This window comes from Pseudomonas yangonensis (assembly GCF_009932725.1).
Classification (GTDB): Bacteria; Pseudomonadota; Gammaproteobacteria; order Pseudomonadales; family Pseudomonadaceae; genus Aquipseudomonas; species Aquipseudomonas yangonensis.
Genome location: NZ_BLJU01000003.1, coordinates 282,392 through 300,480, shown reverse-complemented (window position 1 = coordinate 300,480; position 18,089 = coordinate 282,392). Strand labels below are relative to the sequence as shown.

Below are 18,089 nucleotides of genomic sequence, written 5' to 3'. Positions count from 1 at the left end.
ATGTTTCGGGTCCATGGAACATTTTGTTACATCTGCACTCTGATCATGACCTCACCCCGAGGTGGCGTCCGTCAGAGGCGTTTTCGACATGAGTCGAGTGGTACCCGAACTTCCCGCCAAGGGCGCTGATGCGCCTGATCTGCTTTCTTCCTCTCAACCTGGCTGGCTGCAACGCAATCGCCACCTGATCGGCCTCGGTCTTTCGCTGCTGTTGTTCGGCCTGGCGCTGGTCGCCTGCTGGCACCTGGTGCGCGAGATCAACCCGGATCAGGTCCGTGAATCCCTGGCGGCGGTGTCGTCGCAGGCGCTGCTCGGCGCCCTGCTGGCCACTGTGCTGGGCTTTGCGGTGATGCTCGCCTACGAGTGGTCGGCCAGTCGCTACGCCAATGTCCAGCTGCCGCCGCCGACCCTGGCGCTGGGCGGCTTCTGTGCGTTCGCCATCGGCAATGCCGTGGGTCTGTCGGCGCTGTCCGGCGGTTCGGTGCGCTATCGGCTGTATGGGCGCAACGGTCTAGGTGCGGGCGATGTGGCGCGCATGAGCCTGTTCGCCAGTCTGTCGCTGGGCGTCAGCCTGCCGATTCTCGCGGCCCTGGCAGCCCTGTTCGATCTGGAAGATGCCTCGGCCGCGCTGCGTTTGTCCGAACCCGTGCTGGCAGGGCTGGCCGTTGCCGTGTTGGCCACGGCGCTGACCCTGGCGCTGCTGGTCAGCCGCAAGCGTCTGGCCGAGCGCCCCGCGCCCGGCTGCTGGCAGGTCGATCTGGGGCGCTTCTGCCTGCGTCTGCCCGGCCTGCGCATGAGCCTGACGCAACTGCTGATCAGCAGCCTCGACGTGCTGATCGCCGCCAGCGTGCTGTACCTGCTGCTGCCCGAGGCGCCGCCTTTCTCCTCCTTCGTGCTGATCTACATGCTGGCCCTGGCCGCTGGCGTGCTGAGCCATGTGCCGGGTGGCGTCGGGGTGTTCGAGGCGGTGTTGCTGGCGGCCTTTTCCACGCGTATCGACCCGGCCGGGCTGGTCGCGGCGATGCTGCTCTATCGGCTGCTCTATGTGGTGCTACCGCTGGTGGCGGCCGGGCTCCTGCTGCTGGCTGCCGAGGCGCGCCGCTTGTGGTTTCCACGGCAGGTGGCGCGCGTGGCCAGCGGCATGGCGGTGCCGCTGCTGGCGCTGTTGGTGTTCTGCGCCGGCGCGGTGCTGCTGTTCTCCGGGGTGACCCCCACTGTGGATGAGCATCTCGAGGCCCTGGGCTTTCTCATGCCGCCGCAACTGATCGCCGCCTCGCACCTGGCGGCCAGCCTGGTGGGCACGCTCTGTCTGCTGCTGGCGCAAGGGCTGCGCCGGCGTCTGTCGGCGGCCTGGGCACTGACTCTGGTGCTGCTTTGCCTGGGGGTGGTGCTGTCACTGCTCAAAGGCTTCGACTGGCCGGAGGCATTGGCCCTGGCAGCCATCGCCGGCTTGCTGGCGCTGTTTCGCCGCGAGTTCTACCGACGTAGCCGGCTGATGGACGTACCGGCCTCGGGGCTGGTGCTGGCGGCCACGGCGGGTGTGATCGCGGCATCGGTGTGGCTGCTGCTGTTCGCCTATCAGGATGTCGCCTACAGCCATCAGCTGTGGTGGCAGTTCGAACTGGACGCCAACGCCCCGCGTGGCCTGCGAGCGGCGCTGGGCAGCGCGCTGGTGCTGCTGGCGGTCGGCCTGACCTGGCTGCTGCGTGCCACACCGCCGAACATCAGCCTGCCGGACCAGGACGCGTTGCTGCGCGCGCGGGCCATCGTCCTGGCCTCGCGTCAGCCTGAGGGCGGCCTGGCGCTGAGTGGCGACAAGGCGCTGCTGTTCCACCCTGATGGTGAAGCCTTCCTCATGTACGCCCGCCGCGGGCGCAGCCTGGTGGCACTGTTCGACCCCATCGGCCCGGCGACTGCTCGTGTCGAGCTGATCTGGCAGTTTCGCGACCTGTGCGACCGCCACCATGCGCGGCCGGTGTTCTATCAGGTGCGCGCGGAGAATCTGCCCGGCTATATCGACATCGGCCTGACCGCGCTGAAGCTCGGCGAAGAGGCGCTGGTGGACCTGAAAACCTTCGACCTGGCCAGCAACGGCAAGGAGATGAAGGCGCTGCGCTACACCTGGAATCGTGGCCAGCGCGACGGCCTGAGCCTGGAATTCCATGCCCCTGGCCAGGGGCCGATGGAAGAGCTGCAGGCGATTTCCGATGCCTGGCTGCAGGGCAAGAACGTACGCGAGAAGGGCTTTTCCCTGGGCCGTTTCAGTCCTGAATACCTGGCGCACTTCCGCGTCGTGGTGGTGCGTTTCGAAGGTCGTGCGGTGGCCTTCGCCAACCTGCTGGAATGTGAGACGCGCGCTGTGGCCAGCCTCGACCTGATGCGCGTGCTGCCGGATGCGCCGAAGTCGACCATGGAGTTCCTCATGCTCGGCCTGATTCAGCAGTTCCAGGGTGAGGGATACGCGCGCTTCAGCCTCGGCATGGTGCCCCTGGCCGGTCTGCAGACGCGCAAGGGGGCGCCTCTGCCCCTGCGCCTCGGTGCACTGGTGTTCGACCGCGGCGAGAATTTCTACAACTTCCAGGGCCTGCGCCGCTTCAAGGACAAGTTCCTGCCGCAGTGGGAGCCGCGCTACCTGGCCGTGCCGGCCGGGCTCGATCCCTGGGTGGCATTGGCCGATACCGCCGCGCTGATCGCCGGCGGCCTGGGTGGACTGGTGAGGCGCTGAGATGAGCAGGATGACAAGGCGGCTGGGTGCGCTGTTGCTGGTCGTGGCACTGGCCGCGGGGGCGGCGGGCTGGTGGTGGTCGATGCGCGCGGCCGTGCATCTGCAGAGGGTGCAGATCCAGGGTAAATCGGCGCAGTTGCTCAGCCAGGGCGAGGCGCGTCAGCGTGTGCTGCTGATCGCACCGACCGAGCAGGCGCTGGATGAAGCCACGCTGCACCGTCTCGCCGAAGCCGGCGATCTGCGCCTGTTGCAACTGCCCTTCTCGCCTGGCGACTGCAAGGCGCAACGGCAACTGATCAGCCAGGCCCGCGAGAAGCTGGGCGGCGCGCCGACCCTGGTCGCCGGCATCGGCCCGGCAGCCACCTCGGCCTGGCGCTGGCTGGCGTCGCAGCAGGATGATCAGGCACGGGCACTTTCGGTCGGTTTCGACCTGGCAACACCGGACTGCGCCGAGCCCCTGCCGCAAAAGGCAGAGCACGGTCACTGGATCGCCCTGTGGAACGACAACCCGGGTGACGACAACGCCCGCTTCCTGCGTGAGCAGCAAAACGGCGAGCCGCGCATCGGTGCGTTGGGCACGCCGCTGTCAACGCTGCTGGCCGATCAGCTGCAGCACCTGCTTGCCGGCCAGGGTGCGGCGATGCCGGTGATAGAACATCCCTCGGCGCAACCGGCCGAAACCCTGACGCTGTTCTATTCCGGCGATGGCGGTTGGCGCGATCTCGACCGCGCCTCGGCCGAGCACATGGCCGCTGCCGGCTATCCGGTGGTGGGCATCGACACCCTGCGCTACTACTGGCAGCACAAGAGCCCGGAGCAGAGCGCCGCCGATCTGTCGCGGCTGATGCAGCAGTACCGCGAGACGTGGCATGTGAAACGCTTCGTGCTCGCCGGCTACTCCTTCGGCGCCGACGTGTTGCCGGCGATCTACAACCGCCTGCCGGCCAGTGATCAGCAGCAGGTCGATGCGATGTTGCTGCTGGCCTTTGCCCGCAGCGGCAGTTTCGAGATCGCCGTCAGTGGCTGGCTTGGCAAGTATGGCGCGGAGGCGCCGACCGGACCGGAACTGCGCAAGGTGCCGGCGGCCAAGGTGTACTGCATCTACGGCAGCGAGGAGGCGGCCGAAAGCGGCTGCACCGAAGCCGGTGCCCCGGGGGAGCACCTGATGATCGAGGGTGGTCATCACTTCGACGGTGATTACGCCGCGCTGGCGCAGAAGATGCTGGCGGCGATCAAGGCACGGCAGCCGCGTTAGTCTCGCTGACGATTCCAATGGATTGCCGCGATTCTGTAGGAGCGGATTCATGCGCGAAAGATCGCGGCTAAAGCCGCTCCTACGAAACGGGACGCGGAGGCCATGCCAGCCAGTTGAGCGGCGAGGTATGAGGGCGGCTCCGGCGCAAGGAGCTATCTGAGCAGTGTTCTGAGCGCAAGCGGAGGCTATCTGGTGCCTGTCCGTTGTGATCAGAGGCAAACCGTTCGTCGACTCGTCGTGCATCGAAATGAACCAAAGTCTTCTCCAGCCGGTCCGTCACCGGGACGGGTAGGAGGCTCGTTTCCGATGCAATGCCTTGATTCGGAAGGGCTTCCGCACAAAGGCCGGTACCAGGGTCTCTGGGTTTGAATAAGTTTTTCATGTCATTTTGCCTGGGAGGCGCTCTTTTACTGGGAATTTGTACCCAAGCCTCCGCCACCTTTCGCGTCTACACCGTTCCCGCCACTGAGCAAGTGGCCAAGCCCAAACCCGCTCGGGAAGTGATCGACCGCGCTCTCGGTGCGCTGGGTACGCCCTACCGCTGGGGAGGCACCAGCCCGCGCCACGGCTTTGACTGCAGCGGTCTGGTGCAGTACGCCTTCAAGACCCAGGATGACCTCGAGCTGCCGCGTACTTCCCGAGACCTGTCGCGCCTGGATGCGCCCACGGTGAAACGCAGCGATCTGCAGCCGGGCGATCTGTTGTTCTTCCGTATCCGCAGCCGCTCGGTGGATCACGTAGCCATCTACATCGGTGAAGGTCGCTTCGTCCACGCGCCACGTCGTGGCACCAAGGTGCGCATCGACCGCCTCAACAATGCCTACTGGCAGCGTCATTTCCAGTCGGCCAAGCGCGTGGTGCCGACCGCCTGATCAGGCTCTGAAGGCTTCCAGGCGCTGTTTCTGCTGGCCGTCTGCGGCGAAGTTGTCTGCTGCCAGCCAGCGCTCGAAGGCCTTCCGGCGCGCGGGCCATTCGCCGTCGATGATGGCGAACCAGGCGGTGTCGCGGTTTCTGCCCTTGCGCACCATGTGCTGACGAAAGAGCCCTTCGTGGACGAAGCCGAAGCGCTCGGCGGCGCGCCTGGAACGCGCGTTGGCGTTGTCGCACTTCCATTCCAGGCGGCGATAGCCGAGATCGTCGAAGGCGTGGCGGGCCAGCAGGTACACCGCCTCGGTAGCGCCTGGTGTGCGCTGCATCGACGCACCGAACACCACGTGACCGATCTCGATGCTACCGTCCTGCGGGGTGATGCGCAGGTAACTGAACAGTCCCAGGGCGCGACCCGAGCCCTGCTCCAGCACGCTGTAGAACAGCGGATCGCGACTGCCGGCATTAGCGGTGAGCCAGGCATCGAATGCGCCGCGCTCGTTGAACGGGCCGTAGGGCAGATAGTCCCACAGTGCCGGGTCCGGTCCCTGCAGGGCGGCCCACAGGTCATCACCGTGGCGTGTGGCATCGAGCGCCTCCAGGCGTACGAAACGGCCCGGCAGCGTGCGCTGATCCGGGGTCGGGCGAGATTGCCAGTGGCTGAGATCCTGGGTCATCAAAACAGCTTCCTGTACTGGATGAAGCCGGTGCGGTCGGCGATGCGGTCGTAGAGCTGGCGACCGCGGTAGTTGGTTTCCTGAGTGAGCCAGTGTACGCGGCTGGCGCCGGCTGCCCGCGCCTGTGCATAGACATGTTCGATCAACGCCCGACCGATGCCGGTGCCACGAATGTTTTCGGCGACGTACAGGTCCTGCAGGTAGCAGTAGTCGCCCTCGGTCCAGCAACTACGGTGGTAGATGAAGTGCACCAGGCCGACGGCTGCGCCATCGGCCCAGGCAAGCGCGGCATGCATGGGTTCGGTCGGGTCGAGGAAACGCTGCCAGGTCAGTACGCTGGTCGCGTTGGCAATTTCGGCCTGGTAGAAGCGCTGGTAGCCGTGCCACAGCGGCAGCCAGGCGGCGTGGTCGTCGGCGGTGATCGGGCGGATTTCGAGCATGGCGGTGTTCCTGTCAGTCGAGGGTGAGCATGCGGGCGGCCAGTTCTTGATTGCGTGCATCGGGCGAGGCGCTCAGCGCTGCGCGTACGCCAGCCTGATCGGCGGCCGAACGGTTCTGGCCGAGCTTCCATTTGCCTTCCAGTCGGCGAATCGGCAGAGCGAAGCCGACGATGGCACGCAGCATGGCCTCGAGATACTCGCCGGGAGCATCGCTTGTCGCCCAGGGCCGCGCCTGCTGGCGTTCATGGCGATCGCTGAGGCGGCTGACCAGTTGCAACAGGCGTTCGGGGTCATCGAACACCTCGGCCTGGCCCCAGGCGTGCACGGCGATGTAGTTCCAGGTTGGCACCACCTTGCCGTGCTCGGCCTTGGCCGGGTACCAGCCCGGGTGGATGTAGGCGTCCGGGCCGCTGAACACCACCAGCGCCTCGGCGCCGCTGGCGAGGTCGCGCCAGTGCGGGTTGGCACGGGCGAAGTGGCCGTACAGCGTGCCGAATTCACCTTCGCCCGGCTCCAGCAACAGTGGCAGGTGGCTGGCTTGCAGGCCCTGTTCGCCTGCGCTGGTCAGTACGGCCAGGCCACTGGCATCGATCTGTGCATGCAGGGTGGCCAGGTCGTCCTGGCGGAAGGCAGCGGGGCGGTACATGGTGCGTCTCCTGGCGTGATGGGCTCATGCTAGGCAGGATATTGGTTCCCTGTAAGATCCATTTACAGGCAGTTTCATGGAGCCAATCATGCCCGCTACGCCCCCTTTGCCAGTCGACCTTTCCGGCATTCGCCTCGACCCTGCCGCCGGCCTGGCGCGCCAGCTCTACCAGGCGCTGCGCGAGCGTATTCTCGATGGTCGCCTGCCAGGCAATACGCGTCTGCCGGCCAGCCGCGATCTGGCAAGTCTGCTGGCGATCTCGCGCAATACCGTGACCCGCGCCTTCGACCAGCTCTACGCCGAGGGCTATATCGAAGGTCGCGTGGGCGATGGCACCTACGTGGCCGACCTGGCGCTGGCGCGCCCGGCAACGCCAGCACCTCATTGCGCTCCGGCTCTGGGCGCAGCGCTGCCGCGACAGGCTTTGCCCATGCCGGTGGCGGGTGCGCCGCGAGCCTTTCGCATCGGCGTGCCGGCTTTCGATCTGTTTCCCTTCGAGACCTGGGCACGCTTGCAGGCGCGCTTCTGGCGCCGGCCGTCACCGGCCCGGCTGGGCTATGGTGACCCGGCCGGCGACCGCACATTGCGCGAACTGGTCGCCGCCTACCTGCGTAATGGCCGGGGGCTGGCCTGTGACCCGCGGCAGATCGTCATCACCTGCGGCGCCCAACAGGCCATCAGCCTCTGCGCGCAGTTGCTGGTGCGGTCCGGTGAGCGGGTGGCGGTGGAAAACCCCGGCTATCGCGCCGCTGCCCATGCCTTTGCCGCCGCCGGGGCTGATCTGCGTGGCGTAGCGCTCGATGGCGAGGGCATGGATACCAGAGCGCTGTCTGCCATCGAGGGCTGTCGCCTGGCCTACGTGACGCCGTCGCACCAGTACCCGACCGGCGTGACCCTGTCGCTGGCGCGCCGTCTGGAGCTGCTGGAATGGGCCGAGCGCCAGGACGGCTGGATCGTCGAGGACGACTACGATGGCGAGTATCGCTACAGCGGTACGCCGCTGGCGCCTTTGGCCGCGCTGGATCGACAGGGCCGCGTGCTGTACGTCGGCACCTTCTGCAAGATCGCTTTCCCGGCACTGCGCCTGGGTTATCTGGTGCTGCCGCCCGCCCTGGCGGAGGCTTTCGCCCAGCGCCAGGCGGTGGAGATGCGCCACTCGGAGATCGGCAACCAGGCGGTGATGGCCGAGTTCATCGCTGCCGGACATTTTCAGCGTCATGTACGACGCATGCGCCAGGCGGCGCGGCAGCGTCGCGATGCCCTAGTGCGGGCTTGGCCACAGGCGATACCAGGCTGCGCGCCGCTGCCGTGTGTGGAAGCCGGGCTGCACCTGTGCGTGCGTGTCGACAGCCTGGCCCGCGAGCGCGAACTGGTCTGTGCCGCGCGGGCTGCCGGGGTGGAGATGAATGCGCTCAGTGATTACTGGCTGGAGGACAGCAACGAGCCTGGCGATGCCCGCGCCGGCCTGGTGCTGGGCTTCGCTGCGGTGCCAGAAGCGCAGATCGTCGAGGCGGTGCAGGTCCTGCGGCGGGCCTGGCGTCTGCGCAATGAGCGCTAGGCCAGGTTGCTGTGGCGATCATCTGCGCGGCGATGTCTGCCTTGCTCGTCCAGGCCAGGGATCAGCTTCGTCGGAAAACCTATCCCGCAAGTCAACAACAGGCTAAAATGCGCGCCGCTCGCGGCCATGTCGGCTGCGGCAGTGGGTTCCCTCACCCCGCTCTACGAAAAAGGACACAGACATGACCCTGATTCCCGCGTCGGTCAGTCGGCCCGTGCTGGCCGGCCTGATCGCCTTCCATATTCTCATCATCATCGCCAGCAACTATCTGGTGCAGCTGCCGATCACCCTGTTCGGCTGGCATACCACCTGGGGCGCGTTCAGCTTCCCGTTCATCTTCCTGGCCACCGACCTCACCGTGCGTCTGATCGGCAAGCATGCCGCGCGCGTGGTCATTGCCCGGGTCATGCTGCCGGCGCTGGTGGCCTCCTACGTGGTGTCGGTGCTGTTCCATGAAGGGGTTTTCGGCGGTCTGGCGACGCTGGGTGACTTCAACCTGTTCGTCTTCCGCATCGCCGTGGCCAGCTTCCTCGCCTACGCCTTCGGCCAGTTGCTGGATATCCAGGTGTTCGACCGCCTGCGCAAGATGCGTCAGTGGTGGGTCGCGCCGACGGCTTCGACCATCTTCGGCAACCTGCTCGATACCTTCCTGTTCTTCTCGGTGGCCTTCTGGCACAGCGACGACCCGTTCATGGCGGCCAACTGGGTGGAGATCGCCACAGTGGACTACGTGATCAAGCTGGCCATCAGTCTGATCCTCTTCGTGCCGCTGTACGGGATGCTGCTCAGTGCCATCGTGCGGGCCTTGCCGCAGCGTACTGCCACCGCCTGAGTCGGCCGCAAAGCTCGCCGCTGAAGCGCCTCCCACTGAACTTGTGGGAGGGGCTTTAGCCGCGATTGCTCCCCTGCTTGTCCAGCTTGCGCAGAAACACCGACATTTCCTTTTCGGCCTGCTTGTCGCCCTTGGCCTGGGCGGCTGAGACCCCCTGCTGCCAGGCCCGGCGTGCTGCCTCGGTGTCGCCTTCGGCCTGCAGCGCCTTGCCCAGCAGCTTCCACGCCGCCGAGTAGCCTGGGTCGAACTCGACGCAGCGCTGCAGGTGCTCGGCGGCCTGTGCTGCGTCGCCGCCATCCAGATGGGCCTTGCCCAGGCCGAAACGCAGCAGGGCGTTGTCCATGCCCTTGGCCAGCATCTTTTCCAGTGCCTCGGTACTCATGAGGTCTCCTTCGTCGCCACGCTCGTGTCGATTGTAGGAGCGAGCTCTGCTCGCGAATCTCAGACGCGCGAAAAGCTTCGCGAGCAGAGCTCGCTCCTACGAGATTTGTCTTCTCCGGCTTAGAAGAACGTCAGACCCGCCTGGAACAGGCGCTCGACGTCGCGAATGTACTTCTTGTCGACCAGGAACAGAATCACGTGGTCGCCGGACTCGATCACCGTGTCGTCGTGGGCGATCAGTACCTGTTCGTCGCGGATGATGGCGCCGATGGTGGTGCTCGGCGGCAGGGCGATGTCCTCGATGGCGCGGCCGATGACCTTGCTCGATTTGGCGTCGCCATGGGCGATCACTTCCAGTGCTTCGGCCGCGCCGCGGCGCAGGCTGTGCACGCTTTCGATATCGCCACGGCGCACGTGGGTCAGCAGGGTGCCGATGGTGGCCAGCTGCGGGCTGATGGCGATGTCGATCTCGCCACCCTGCACCAGGTCGACGTAGGCCGGGTTGTTGATGATGGTCATCACCTTGCGCGCGCCGAGACGCTTGGCCAGCAAGGACGACATGATGTTGGCCTCGTCGTCGTTGGTCAGGGCAAGGAAGATGTCGGCGTCGTTGATGTTCTCCTCCACCAGCAGGTCGCGGTCGGAGGCGCTGCCCTGCAGCACGATGGTGCTGTCGAGGCTTTCCGAGAGGTAGCGGCAGCGCGCCGGGTTCATCTCGATGATCTTCACCTGATAGCGGCTTTCGATGGCCTCGGCCAGGCGTTCGCCGATGTTGCCGCCACCGGCGATCACCACGCGCTTGTAGCTGTCTTCCAGGCGGCGCATCTCGCTCATCACTGCGCGGATGTGCGCCTTGGCGGCGATGAAGAACACTTCGTCATCGGCCTCGATGACGGTATCGCCCTTGGGCATGATCGGCCGGTTGCGGCGGAAGATGGCTGCCACGCGGGTGTCGACGTTGGGCATGTGCTGGCGCAGCTGGCGCAGTTGCTGGCCCACCAGCGGGCCGCCGTAGTAGGCCTTGACCGCCACCAACTGGGCCTTGCCTTCGGCGAAGTCGATCACCTGCAGGGCGCCCGGATATTCGATCAGGCGCTTGATGTAGTTGGTCACCACCTGCTCGGGGCTGATCAGCACGTCGACCGGGATCGCTTCGTTGTCGAACAAGGCCTCGCGGGTCAGATAGGCCGCCTCGCGCACACGGGCGATCTTGGTCGGCGTGTGGAACAGGGTGTAAGCCACCTGGCAGGCGATCATGTTGACTTCATCGCTGTTGGTCACCGCCACCAGCATGTCGGCGTCGTCGGCGCCGGCCTGGCGCAGCACGGTGGGGAAGGAGCCCTTGCCCTGCACGGTGCGGATATCCAGGCGGTCGCCCAGATCGCGCAGGCGATCACCATCGGTGTCGACCACGGTGATGTCGTTGGCCTCGCTGGCCAGGTGTTCCGCCAGAGTGCCGCCCACCTGGCCGGCGCCGAGAATGATGATTTTCACTGATCGCTCCGTTAGCTGTGGCTGGTCACAGCGGTCTTTATCAGCTTGGCATAGTAGAAGCCGTCATGGCCGTCCAGCTGCGGCAGCAGCTGGCGACCGTGCGCCGGTTGCAGGCCGAAGTCGCCGTCGATGGCGACCTCCTGCGCGTCCGGGGTGCGAGAGAGGAAGGCGGCGATGGTGTCGCTGTTCTCCGTCGGCAGCACCGAGCAGGTGGCGTAGAGCAGGATGCCGCCGGGCGCGAGGGTCGGCCACAGGGCATCGAGCAGTTCGCCTTGAAGCTGCGCCAGGGCGGGAATGTCCTCGGCTTTGCGGGTCAACTTGATGTCCGGGTGACGGCGGATCACGCCAGTGGCCGAGCAGGGCGCGTCGAGGAGGATGCGCTGGAACGCCTGGCCGTCCCACCAGGCGCCGGTATCGCGGCCGTCGGCGGCGATCAGCGTGGCCTCCAGCTGCAGGCGCTCGAGGTTCTCGCGCACGCGTGCCAGGCGCTTGGCCTCCAGATCCACGGCGACCACTTCACTCAAGCCTGGCTCGACCTCCAGTAGGTGACAGGTCTTGCCGCCCGGTGCGGCGCAGGCATCCAGCACGCGTTGGCCGGGCGCCAGCTCGAGCAGGTCGGCGGCCAGTTGCGCGGCTTCGTCCTGCACGCTGACGCGGCCTTCCCGGAAGCCGGGCAGCGCGGTCACGTCGCAGGGCTGCAGCAGGCGCACGCCGTCGTGGCTGAAGCGGCAGGGTTCGGCGGCAAAGGCGGCACCACGCAGTTCCTCAAGGTAGGCGTCGCGGCTGCCATGGCGGCGACTGACCCGCAGAATCAGCGGTGGGTGCGCGTTATTGGCGGCGCAGATGGCTTGCCAGTGCTCGGGCCAGTGCGCCTTGAGCGCCTTCTGTAGCCAGCGTGGATGCGCGGTGTGCAGCACCGGGTCGCGGTCCAGCTCAGCGAAAAGGGTTTCGTGCTCACGCTGGGCGCGGCGCAACACGGCATTGAGCAGGCCCTTGGCCCAGGGCTTCTTCAGCGCGCCGGCGCAGCCGACCGTCTCGCCGATGGCGGCGTGCTCGGGGATGCGGCTGTGCAGCAACTGATAGAGACCGATCAGCAGCAGCGCCTCGACATCCTTGTCGGCGGCCTTGAACGGCTTTTCCAGCAGTTTCTCGGCTAATAGTTGCAGGCGTGGCTGCCAGCGGGCGGCGCCGAAGGCCAGGTCCTGCGCCAGGGCGCGGTCGTGGTGTTCGACCTTGTCCAGCTGCGGCGGCAGGCTGCTGCCCAGCGAAGCCTTGCCGGAGAGTACGGCGGTCAGGGCACGTGCAGCAGCCAGGCGTGGGTTCATTGACCGAGCACCAGGCCGGGCGCGAACTGCTCGCGGCGGCTGTTATAGAGGTCGGCGAAGGCCAGCGGCTTGCCGCCGGGCAGCTGCAGGCGGGTCAGGCGCAGCGCATCCTCGCCACAGGCCACGGTCAGGCCATGCTTGTCGGCGGCGAGGATGGTGCCGGGAGCGCCCTTGCCCTCCCCGATCTCGGCGGCATGCACTTTCAGCGCATCACCGCTGAGCGTGGTGTGGCAGATCGGCCAGGGGTGAAAGGCGCGAATCAGGCGTTCCAGCTCCACGGCCGGGCGGCCGAAGTCCAGAAGCGCTTCTTCCTTGTTCAGCTTGTGCGCGTAATTGGCCAGGGTGTCGTCCTGCACCTCGCCCTTCAGCGTGCCGGCAGCCAGGCCTGCGATGGCCTGTAGTACTGCCTGCGGGCCGAGCTGGGCGAGGCGGTCGTGCAGACTGCCACCTGTGTCTTCTGCCGAGATGGGCGTGCTGACCTTGAGCAGCATCGGTCCGGTGTCCAGGCCCGCTTCCATCTGCATCACGGTGACGCCGGACTCAAGGTCGCCGGCCTGCACCGCGCGCTGAATCGGCGCCGCGCCGCGCCAGCGTGGCAGCAGGGAAGCGTGGCTGTTGATGCAGCCCAGGCGCGGCGTGTCGAGCACCACCTGCGGCAGGATCAGGCCGTAGGCGACCACCACCATCAGGTCCGGCTTGAGCGCCGCCAGTTCGGCCTGGGCCTCTTCATTGCGCAGGCTGGCCGGCTGGTAGACGGGTATAGCGTGCTCGACGGCGAGCTGCTTGACCGGGCTCGGCATCAGCTTCTGGCCACGTCCCGCCGGGCGATCCGGCTGGGTGTAGACGGCCACGATCTCGTGCTGGCTGTCCAGCAGGGCCTTGAGGTGTGCGGCGGCGAATTCCGGGGTGCCGGCAAAGACGATACGCATGGGGCAGTCACCAAAGAAAAAGGCTTGCCGTGGCAAGCCTTTCGGGTAATCGGAGGTCAGGCGCGCTGGCGATGCTGTTTTTCCAGCTTCTTCTTGATGCGGTCGCGCTTGAGGTTGGACAGATAGTCGACGAACAGCTTGCCGTTGAGGTGATCGCACTCGTGCTGGATGCACACGGCGAGCAGGCCTTCGGCGATCAGTTCATAAGGCTGGCCATCGCGATCCAGGGCCTTGATCTTGACCTTCTGCGGGCGGTCGACGTTCTCGTAGAAGCCGGGCACCGACAGGCAGCCTTCCTGGTACTGGTCCATCTCGTCGGTCAGCGGTTCGAACTCGGGGTTGATGAAAACCCGCGGTTCGGACTTGTCCTCGGACAGGTCCATGACCACCACGCGCTTGTGCACGTTGACCTGCGTCGCGGCCAGGCCGATACCCGGAGCGTCATACATGGTCTCGAACATGTCGTCGACCAGCTGACGGATGGAGTCGTCCACGACGTCCACCGGTTTGGCGATGGTACGCAGGCGTGGATCAGGAAATTCGAGGATATTCAGGATCGCCATATGCGTTTGTGATGCACTTGTGGAATAAAGTCAAAATCCGCTGCTAAGATGATGAACAGCATTGAAAAACGGCTTCACGCCGCGTATTCAGCGGGTTTGGCACGCGGCGCTAGGGCGCTTCACGTGAAGACACATAATAAAGGGATTCACCGTATGAGGAAATCACTACTCGCCCTGCTCCTGGCAGCCGGCGGATTGGCCCTGACCTGCTTGGCTCAGGCCGCAGTGCAACTCAAGGACGGTCATCCGGACCGTTACACCGTGGTCAAGGGCGATACGCTCTGGGATATTTCCGGTAAGTTCCTCAGCCAGCCGTGGAAATGGCCGGAGATCTGGCACGCCAACCCGCAGGTGGCCAACCCGCACCTGATCTACCCCGGTGACACCCTCAATCTGGTCTATGTCGATGGTCAGCCGCGTCTGATGCTCAACCGCGGTGAGTCACGCGGCACCATCAAGCTGTCGCCTAAGGTGCGCAGCACGCCGATGGCCGAGGCGATCCCGACCATCCCGCTGGAGGCGATCAATAGCTTCCTGCTGAGCAACCGTATCGTCGACACCCCGGAAGAATTCAACGGCAAGCCCTATGTCGTAGCCGGCAACGCCGAGCGCGTGGTCAGTGGTGCCGGCGATCGCATCTACGCCCGCGGCCAGTTCGATGAGCAGCATCCGATCTACGGCGTATTCCGCCAGGGCAAGACGTACACCGACCCTGAAACCAAGGAGTTCCTCGGTATCAACGCCGACGATATCGGCACCGGCGAGATCGTCGCCGAGGAAGGCGATATCGGTACCCTGTTGCTCAGCCGCTCGACTCAGGAGGTTCGTCTGGGTGACCGTCTGTTTCCTACCGAGGAGCGTGCGATCAACTCCACCTTCATGCCCAGCGAGCCGTCTGGCGAGATCAAGGGCCTGATCCTCGATGTGCCGCGTGGCGTAAGCCAGATCGGCCAGTTTGACGTGGTCACCCTGAACAAGGGCGCCCGCGACGGCCTGGAGATTGGCAACGTGCTGGCGGTGTACAAGACCGGCGAAACCGTGCGCGACCGCGTCACTGGCGAGAGCGTGAAGATCCCGGACGAGCGCTCCGGCCTGCTGATGGTGTTCCGCACCTACGACAAGCTCAGCTACGGTCTGATTCTGCAGGCCAGCCGCCAGCTAGCGGTGATGGACAAGGTCCGCAACCCGTAATGCCCGACGAGCCCCGCGAATGCGGGGCTCGTGCTTTCTGATCGCCAGGATGGCGGTGTCACTGATCAGGGAAGAACCTCATGTCTATATCCTCCTCGCTTTGCCCCGCCGTTTCTCCTGCCGAGCTTGAAGCCCGTCTGCGCCTGCACCTGTTGCCGGAACTGGGACCGCGACGTTTTCGCAAACTGTTGAGTGCGTTCGACAGCGCCTCGGCTGCGCTGAGTGCGCCTGCCAGTGCCTGGCGTGCGTTGGGGCTGCCGGCCGCCTGCGCCGAGCCTCGGCGCAGTGAGGACATCCGCGAGCGGGCGCGTGCTGCGTTGCAGTGGCTGCAGGAGCCTGATCAGCATGTGCTGATGTGGGACGATCCGCGCTACCCGGCGTTGCTGGCCGAACTGGCCGATGCGCCGCCGCTGTTGTTCGTGGCGGGTGAGCCGAGCGTGTTGGAGGCGCCACAACTGGCCATGGTCGGCAGCCGGCGTGCCTCGCAGCCCGGCCTGGATAATGCGCGGGCTTTCGCCCGCAGCCTGGCCGGCGGTGGGTTCGTCATCACCAGCGGACTGGCGTTGGGTATCGATGGCGCCGCGCATCAGGGCGCGCTGGAAGGTGACGGCCAAACGGTAGCCGTGCTGGGCACTGGCCTGCAGTGCCTGTATCCGCGGCGACATGAGCGGCTTGCCGCGCGGATCATCGAGCAGGGCGGCGCGCTGGTCTCCGAGCTGCCGCTGGACTGTCCGCCGCAGGCGAGCAACTTCCCCCGGCGCAACAGGATCATCAGTGGGCTTGCGCTGGGCGTGCTGGTGGTCGAGGCGAGCCCTTCGAGTGGTTCACTGATCACTGCACGACTGGCCGCGGAGCAGGGGCGTGAGGTTTACGCCATCCCCGGTTCGATTCATCACCCAGGCGCTCGTGGCTGTCACCAACTGATCCGCGATGGGGCCACGTTGGTGGAAAGCATCGAACATATTCTCGAAGCGCTGCGTGGGTGGCAGACGTCGGCCGACGCGCCGCAATCACCGCAGCCAAGCGCCAGCATCGAACACCCGCTGCTGGCCTTGCTGCATGCCGCACCGCACAACACCGAGGCGCTGGTGCAGGCCAGCGGCTGGCCCCTGGCGCAGGTGCTGGCGGCGCTGACCGAGTTGGAGCTCGATGGCCTGGTGTGCAATGAAGCCGGCCGCTGGCTGGCGCGCCGGCCTTAACTGGGCCTTTTGCGTAATGCTGATCAGATAAGGCCCCAAGCCGCTTTCCGTAGGAGGCCCGCCCCGGGGCGAAGCGCTTGGATTCCGCGTCATGTCGGTTCGCGGCGGGGCGCCGCTCCTACCCGCTCGGCGCATCAAGGCCATTAGCCTTTCCCACAGGATCATGTTCACCCCAGCTGCGTAGCCCGGATGCAATCCGGGGCGGGCTCGGTAATTTTCCCGAATCGCATCCGGGCTACAGTCGCAGCGCCGTCTTGGATAGACTTCCAGCCATCGCTTCAGTGGAGACAGTCGATGGCCAGCAACTGGCAGATACAGCAAACGGCGCGTGTGGTACGTGAGGGGGGCGTGATCGCCTATCCGACCGAGGCGGTCTGGGGCCTGGGCTGCGACCCGTGGAACGAAGAGGCGGTGGACAGGCTGCTGGCGCTCAAGGAACGCCCGATGCACAAGGGGCTGATCGTGGTCGCCGACGACATCGAGCAGTTCGACTTCCTCCTCGATGACCTGCCCCAGGTCTGGCAGGAGCGCCTGGTCGGCAGCTGGCCAGGCCCCAATACCTGGCTGGTGCCGCATCAGAACCGTCTGCCAGAGTGGGTCACGGGCATGCACGATACCGTTGCCCTGCGCGTCAGTGATCATCCGCTGGTACGCGCGCTATGCCGCTACACCGGCCCGCTGATCTCCACCTCGGCCAACCCGGCCGGACGTCCTTCGGCGCGTTCGCGTCTACGTGTCGAGCAGTATTTCCCCGGCGAGCTGGACAAGGTGCTGGGCGGTGCGCTGGGTGGGCGCAAGAACCCCAGTCTGATTCGCGACCTGCGTACGGGCGATGTGATTCGCCCGTCCTGAGGCGCTTAAAAGCTCGCGGCTAAGCCCCTCCCAAGATCGTGGCGGCTGTGGGAGGGGCTTTAGCCGCGACTGTTTTACGGCAGCAAGATGGTCGAGCCGGTGGTCTGCCTCGAGCTCAGCGCGTCCTGGGCGGCGGCGGCGTCCTTCAGCGCATAGCGGTTGCTGATTTCCACCTGCAGCTGGCCGCTGGCGATCATGCCGAACAGCTCGTCGGCCATGGCCTGCAGGCGCTGCGCGCTGGTGGCGTAGCCGGCCAGGGTCGGGCGGGTGACGAACAGCGAACCCTTCTGCGCGAGGATGCCCAGATTGACCCCGGTGACCGCGCCGGAGGCATTGCCGAAACTGACCAGCAGACCGCGCGGAGCCACGCAGTCCAGCGAGGTTTCCCAGGTGTCCTTGCCGACGCCGTCATAGACTACCGGGCACTTGGCCCCATCGGTCAGCTCCAGCACGCGTTGCACCACGTTCTCGTGGCTGTAATCGATGGTTGCCCAGGCGCCCTGCTCCTTGGCGCGTGCGGCTTTTTCCGCCGAGCTGACGGTGCCGATCAGCTTGACGCCCAGCGCTCTCGCCCACTGGCAGGCGAAGGAGCCGACGCCGCCGGCGGCCGCGTGGAACAGGATGGTCTCACCGCCCTTGAGTTCATAGGTCTGGCGCAGCAGGTACTGCACGGTCAGGCCCTTGAGCATCACCGCGGCGGCCTGCTCGAAGCTGATGCTGTCCGGCAGTTTCACCAGCTTGTCGGCTGGCAGCACGTGCAGTTCGCTATAGGCGCCGAGCGGGCCGGTGGCATAGGCCACGCGATCACCCACGGCAAAGCCGTCGACCTCGCTGCCGACTGCCTCGACCACCCCCGCACCCTCGGTGCCCAGGCTCGAAGGCAGCGCCGGCGGCTGGTACAGGCCGCTGCGAAAGTAGGTGTCGATGAAGTTCAGGCCGATGGCCCGGTTGGCCACCCGTACTTCGCGTGGGCCTGGCGTTGCCGGCTGATAGTCACGATATTCCAGCACGTCGCTGCCACCGTGCTGGCTGAACTGAATACGCTTGGCCATCTTGGATTCCTTGTCTGGCTTGAATCGCCGCGCGGCGAAAGGGCCTATCCAATCGCCCCGATTGACCGACGTCAACTGCGGATGTGCCTGGGTGAATGCTATG

17 protein-coding genes are annotated in these 18,089 nt (G+C 65.9%); 8 read left to right on the top strand and 9 right to left on the bottom strand.

Translation table 11 applies throughout. The annotated features are described in order from the left end of the window. Positions 1-88: 88 nt before the first annotated feature. From mprF to GYB81_RS07020, 3 genes are all read left to right on the top strand, one after another. Positions 89-2,725 carry a bifunctional lysylphosphatidylglycerol flippase/synthetase MprF gene (mprF, locus tag GYB81_RS07030; RefSeq protein ID WP_161864217.1) on the top strand — a complete coding sequence of 879 codons (2,637 nt, stop codon included), beginning with the start codon at positions 89-91 and terminating at the stop codon, positions 2,723-2,725. 10 nt (positions 2,726-2,735) lie between these two features. After that, the gene (locus tag GYB81_RS07025) at positions 2,736-3,980 is read left to right on the top strand and encodes a virulence factor family protein (RefSeq protein WP_438810703.1); all 1,245 of its coding nucleotides are present in this window, start codon (positions 2,736-2,738) and stop codon (positions 3,978-3,980) included. A gap of 473 nt (positions 3,981-4,453) precedes the next feature. Beyond that, complete coding sequence (locus GYB81_RS07020) at positions 4,454-4,852, top strand: C40 family peptidase (RefSeq protein ID WP_438810701.1); 399 nt, start codon at positions 4,454-4,456, stop codon at positions 4,850-4,852. On the opposite strand, the gene GYB81_RS07015 is transcribed toward GYB81_RS07020, so the two are convergent. Genes GYB81_RS07015 through GYB81_RS07005 form a run of 3 tightly spaced genes read right to left on the bottom strand, consistent with a single transcriptional unit; the run spans position 4,853 to position 6,610 of the window. Then, on the bottom strand, positions 4,853-5,524 hold the full coding sequence (locus tag GYB81_RS07015; RefSeq protein ID WP_161864216.1) for a GNAT family N-acetyltransferase: 672 nt from the start codon (positions 5,522-5,524) through the stop codon (positions 4,853-4,855). Then, entirely contained in the window at positions 5,524-5,964 is a 441-nt protein-coding gene (locus GYB81_RS07010) for a GNAT family N-acetyltransferase (RefSeq protein WP_161864215.1), read from the bottom strand. The genes GYB81_RS07015 and GYB81_RS07010 overlap by 1 nt, the downstream gene beginning before the upstream one ends. Positions 5,965-5,977: 13 nt before the next feature. Continuing rightward, the gene (locus GYB81_RS07005) at positions 5,978-6,610 is read right to left on the bottom strand and encodes an FMN-binding negative transcriptional regulator (RefSeq protein WP_161864214.1); all 633 of its coding nucleotides are present in this window, start codon (positions 6,608-6,610) and stop codon (positions 5,978-5,980) included. An 88-nt stretch (positions 6,611-6,698) separates the two neighbouring features. On the opposite strand from GYB81_RS07005, the gene pdxR reads away from it, so the two are divergent. Both pdxR and GYB81_RS06995 read left to right on the top strand, forming a co-directional pair. Further along, on the top strand, positions 6,699-8,168 hold the full coding sequence (gene pdxR / locus GYB81_RS07000) for a MocR-like pyridoxine biosynthesis transcription factor PdxR (protein ID WP_161864213.1): 1,470 nt from the start codon (positions 6,699-6,701) through the stop codon (positions 8,166-8,168). Positions 8,169-8,349: 181 nt separating this feature from the next. Further along, positions 8,350-9,000 (top strand): 7-cyano-7-deazaguanine/7-aminomethyl-7-deazaguanine transporter, encoded by a 651-nt coding sequence (locus GYB81_RS06995; protein WP_161864212.1) that lies wholly within the window; start codon positions 8,350-8,352, stop codon positions 8,998-9,000. 55 nt (positions 9,001-9,055) lie between these two features. On the opposite strand, the gene GYB81_RS06990 is transcribed toward GYB81_RS06995, so the two are convergent. The 5 genes from GYB81_RS06990 to def all read right to left on the bottom strand — a co-directional run bounded on the left by GYB81_RS06990 (position 9,056) and on the right by def (position 13,692). After that, complete coding sequence (locus tag GYB81_RS06990) at positions 9,056-9,382, bottom strand: tetratricopeptide repeat protein (protein ID WP_161864211.1); 327 nt, start codon at positions 9,380-9,382, stop codon at positions 9,056-9,058. 119 nt (positions 9,383-9,501) lie between these two features. Further along, complete coding sequence (gene trkA / locus GYB81_RS06985) at positions 9,502-10,875, bottom strand: Trk system potassium transporter TrkA (protein ID WP_161864210.1); 1,374 nt, start codon at positions 10,873-10,875, stop codon at positions 9,502-9,504. An 11-nt stretch (positions 10,876-10,886) separates the two neighbouring features. Next, positions 10,887-12,200, bottom strand: a complete 1,314-nt coding sequence (gene rsmB / locus GYB81_RS06980) for a 16S rRNA (cytosine(967)-C(5))-methyltransferase RsmB (RefSeq protein ID WP_161864209.1) — start codon at positions 12,198-12,200, stop codon at positions 10,887-10,889. Beyond that, positions 12,197-13,129, bottom strand: a complete 933-nt coding sequence (gene fmt, locus GYB81_RS06975) for a methionyl-tRNA formyltransferase (protein ID WP_161864208.1) — start codon at positions 13,127-13,129, stop codon at positions 12,197-12,199. The genes rsmB and fmt overlap by 4 nt, the downstream gene beginning before the upstream one ends. Before the next feature lie 56 nt (positions 13,130-13,185). Further along, on the bottom strand, positions 13,186-13,692 hold the full coding sequence (def, locus tag GYB81_RS06970) for a peptide deformylase (protein WP_004422862.1): 507 nt from the start codon (positions 13,690-13,692) through the stop codon (positions 13,186-13,188). A gap of 153 nt (positions 13,693-13,845) precedes the next feature. Here def and GYB81_RS06965 point away from each other — a divergent pair, with 153 nt between their 5' ends. The 3 genes from GYB81_RS06965 to tsaC all read left to right on the top strand — a co-directional run bounded on the left by GYB81_RS06965 (position 13,846) and on the right by tsaC (position 16,934). Continuing rightward, complete coding sequence (locus GYB81_RS06965; protein ID WP_161864207.1) at positions 13,846-14,883, top strand: LysM peptidoglycan-binding domain-containing protein; 1,038 nt, start codon at positions 13,846-13,848, stop codon at positions 14,881-14,883. A gap of 80 nt (positions 14,884-14,963) precedes the next feature. Next, entirely contained in the window at positions 14,964-16,082 is a 1,119-nt protein-coding gene (dprA, locus tag GYB81_RS06960) for a DNA-processing protein DprA (RefSeq protein WP_161864206.1), read from the top strand. 294 nt (positions 16,083-16,376) lie between these two features. After that, positions 16,377-16,934, top strand: coding sequence for an L-threonylcarbamoyladenylate synthase type 1 TsaC (tsaC, locus tag GYB81_RS06955; RefSeq protein ID WP_161864205.1), 558 nt, complete (start codon positions 16,377-16,379; stop codon positions 16,932-16,934). 74 nt (positions 16,935-17,008) lie between these two features. Here the strand turns inward: tsaC and GYB81_RS06950 are convergent, their stop codons facing one another. Next, positions 17,009-17,986: an NADPH:quinone reductase gene (locus GYB81_RS06950; protein WP_161864204.1), complete on the bottom strand. Its 978-nt coding sequence runs from the start codon at positions 17,984-17,986 to the stop codon at positions 17,009-17,011. Positions 17,987-18,089 lie beyond the last annotated feature (103 nt).

Coding starts and splice junctions, on each gene's coding strand:
- def (WP_004422862.1), bottom strand. CDS start 13,692: ATGGCGATCCTGAATATCCTCGAATTTCCTGATCCACGCCTGCGTACC.
- GYB81_RS06965 (WP_161864207.1), top strand. CDS start 13,846: ATGAGGAAATCACTACTCGCCCTGCTCCTGGCAGCCGGCGGATTGGCC.
- rsmB (WP_161864209.1), bottom strand. CDS start 12,200: ATGAACCCACGCCTGGCTGCTGCACGTGCCCTGACCGCCGTACTCTCC.
- tsaC (WP_161864205.1), top strand. CDS start 16,377: ATGGCCAGCAACTGGCAGATACAGCAAACGGCGCGTGTGGTACGTGAG.
- dprA (WP_161864206.1), top strand. CDS start 14,964: ATGTCTATATCCTCCTCGCTTTGCCCCGCCGTTTCTCCTGCCGAGCTT.
- pdxR (WP_161864213.1), top strand. CDS start 6,699: ATGCCCGCTACGCCCCCTTTGCCAGTCGACCTTTCCGGCATTCGCCTC.
- mprF (WP_161864217.1), top strand. CDS start 89: ATGAGTCGAGTGGTACCCGAACTTCCCGCCAAGGGCGCTGATGCGCCT.
- GYB81_RS07010 (WP_161864215.1), bottom strand. CDS start 5,964: ATGCTCGAAATCCGCCCGATCACCGCCGACGACCACGCCGCCTGGCTG.
- GYB81_RS07005 (WP_161864214.1), bottom strand. CDS start 6,610: ATGTACCGCCCCGCTGCCTTCCGCCAGGACGACCTGGCCACCCTGCAT.
- GYB81_RS06950 (WP_161864204.1), bottom strand. CDS start 17,986: ATGGCCAAGCGTATTCAGTTCAGCCAGCACGGTGGCAGCGACGTGCTG.
- GYB81_RS07015 (WP_161864216.1), bottom strand. CDS start 5,524: ATGACCCAGGATCTCAGCCACTGGCAATCTCGCCCGACCCCGGATCAG.
- GYB81_RS06995 (WP_161864212.1), top strand. CDS start 8,350: ATGACCCTGATTCCCGCGTCGGTCAGTCGGCCCGTGCTGGCCGGCCTG.
- fmt (WP_161864208.1), bottom strand. CDS start 13,129: ATGCGTATCGTCTTTGCCGGCACCCCGGAATTCGCCGCCGCACACCTC.
- GYB81_RS07025 (WP_438810703.1), top strand. CDS start 2,736: ATGACAAGGCGGCTGGGTGCGCTGTTGCTGGTCGTGGCACTGGCCGCG.
- GYB81_RS06990 (WP_161864211.1), bottom strand. CDS start 9,382: ATGAGTACCGAGGCACTGGAAAAGATGCTGGCCAAGGGCATGGACAAC.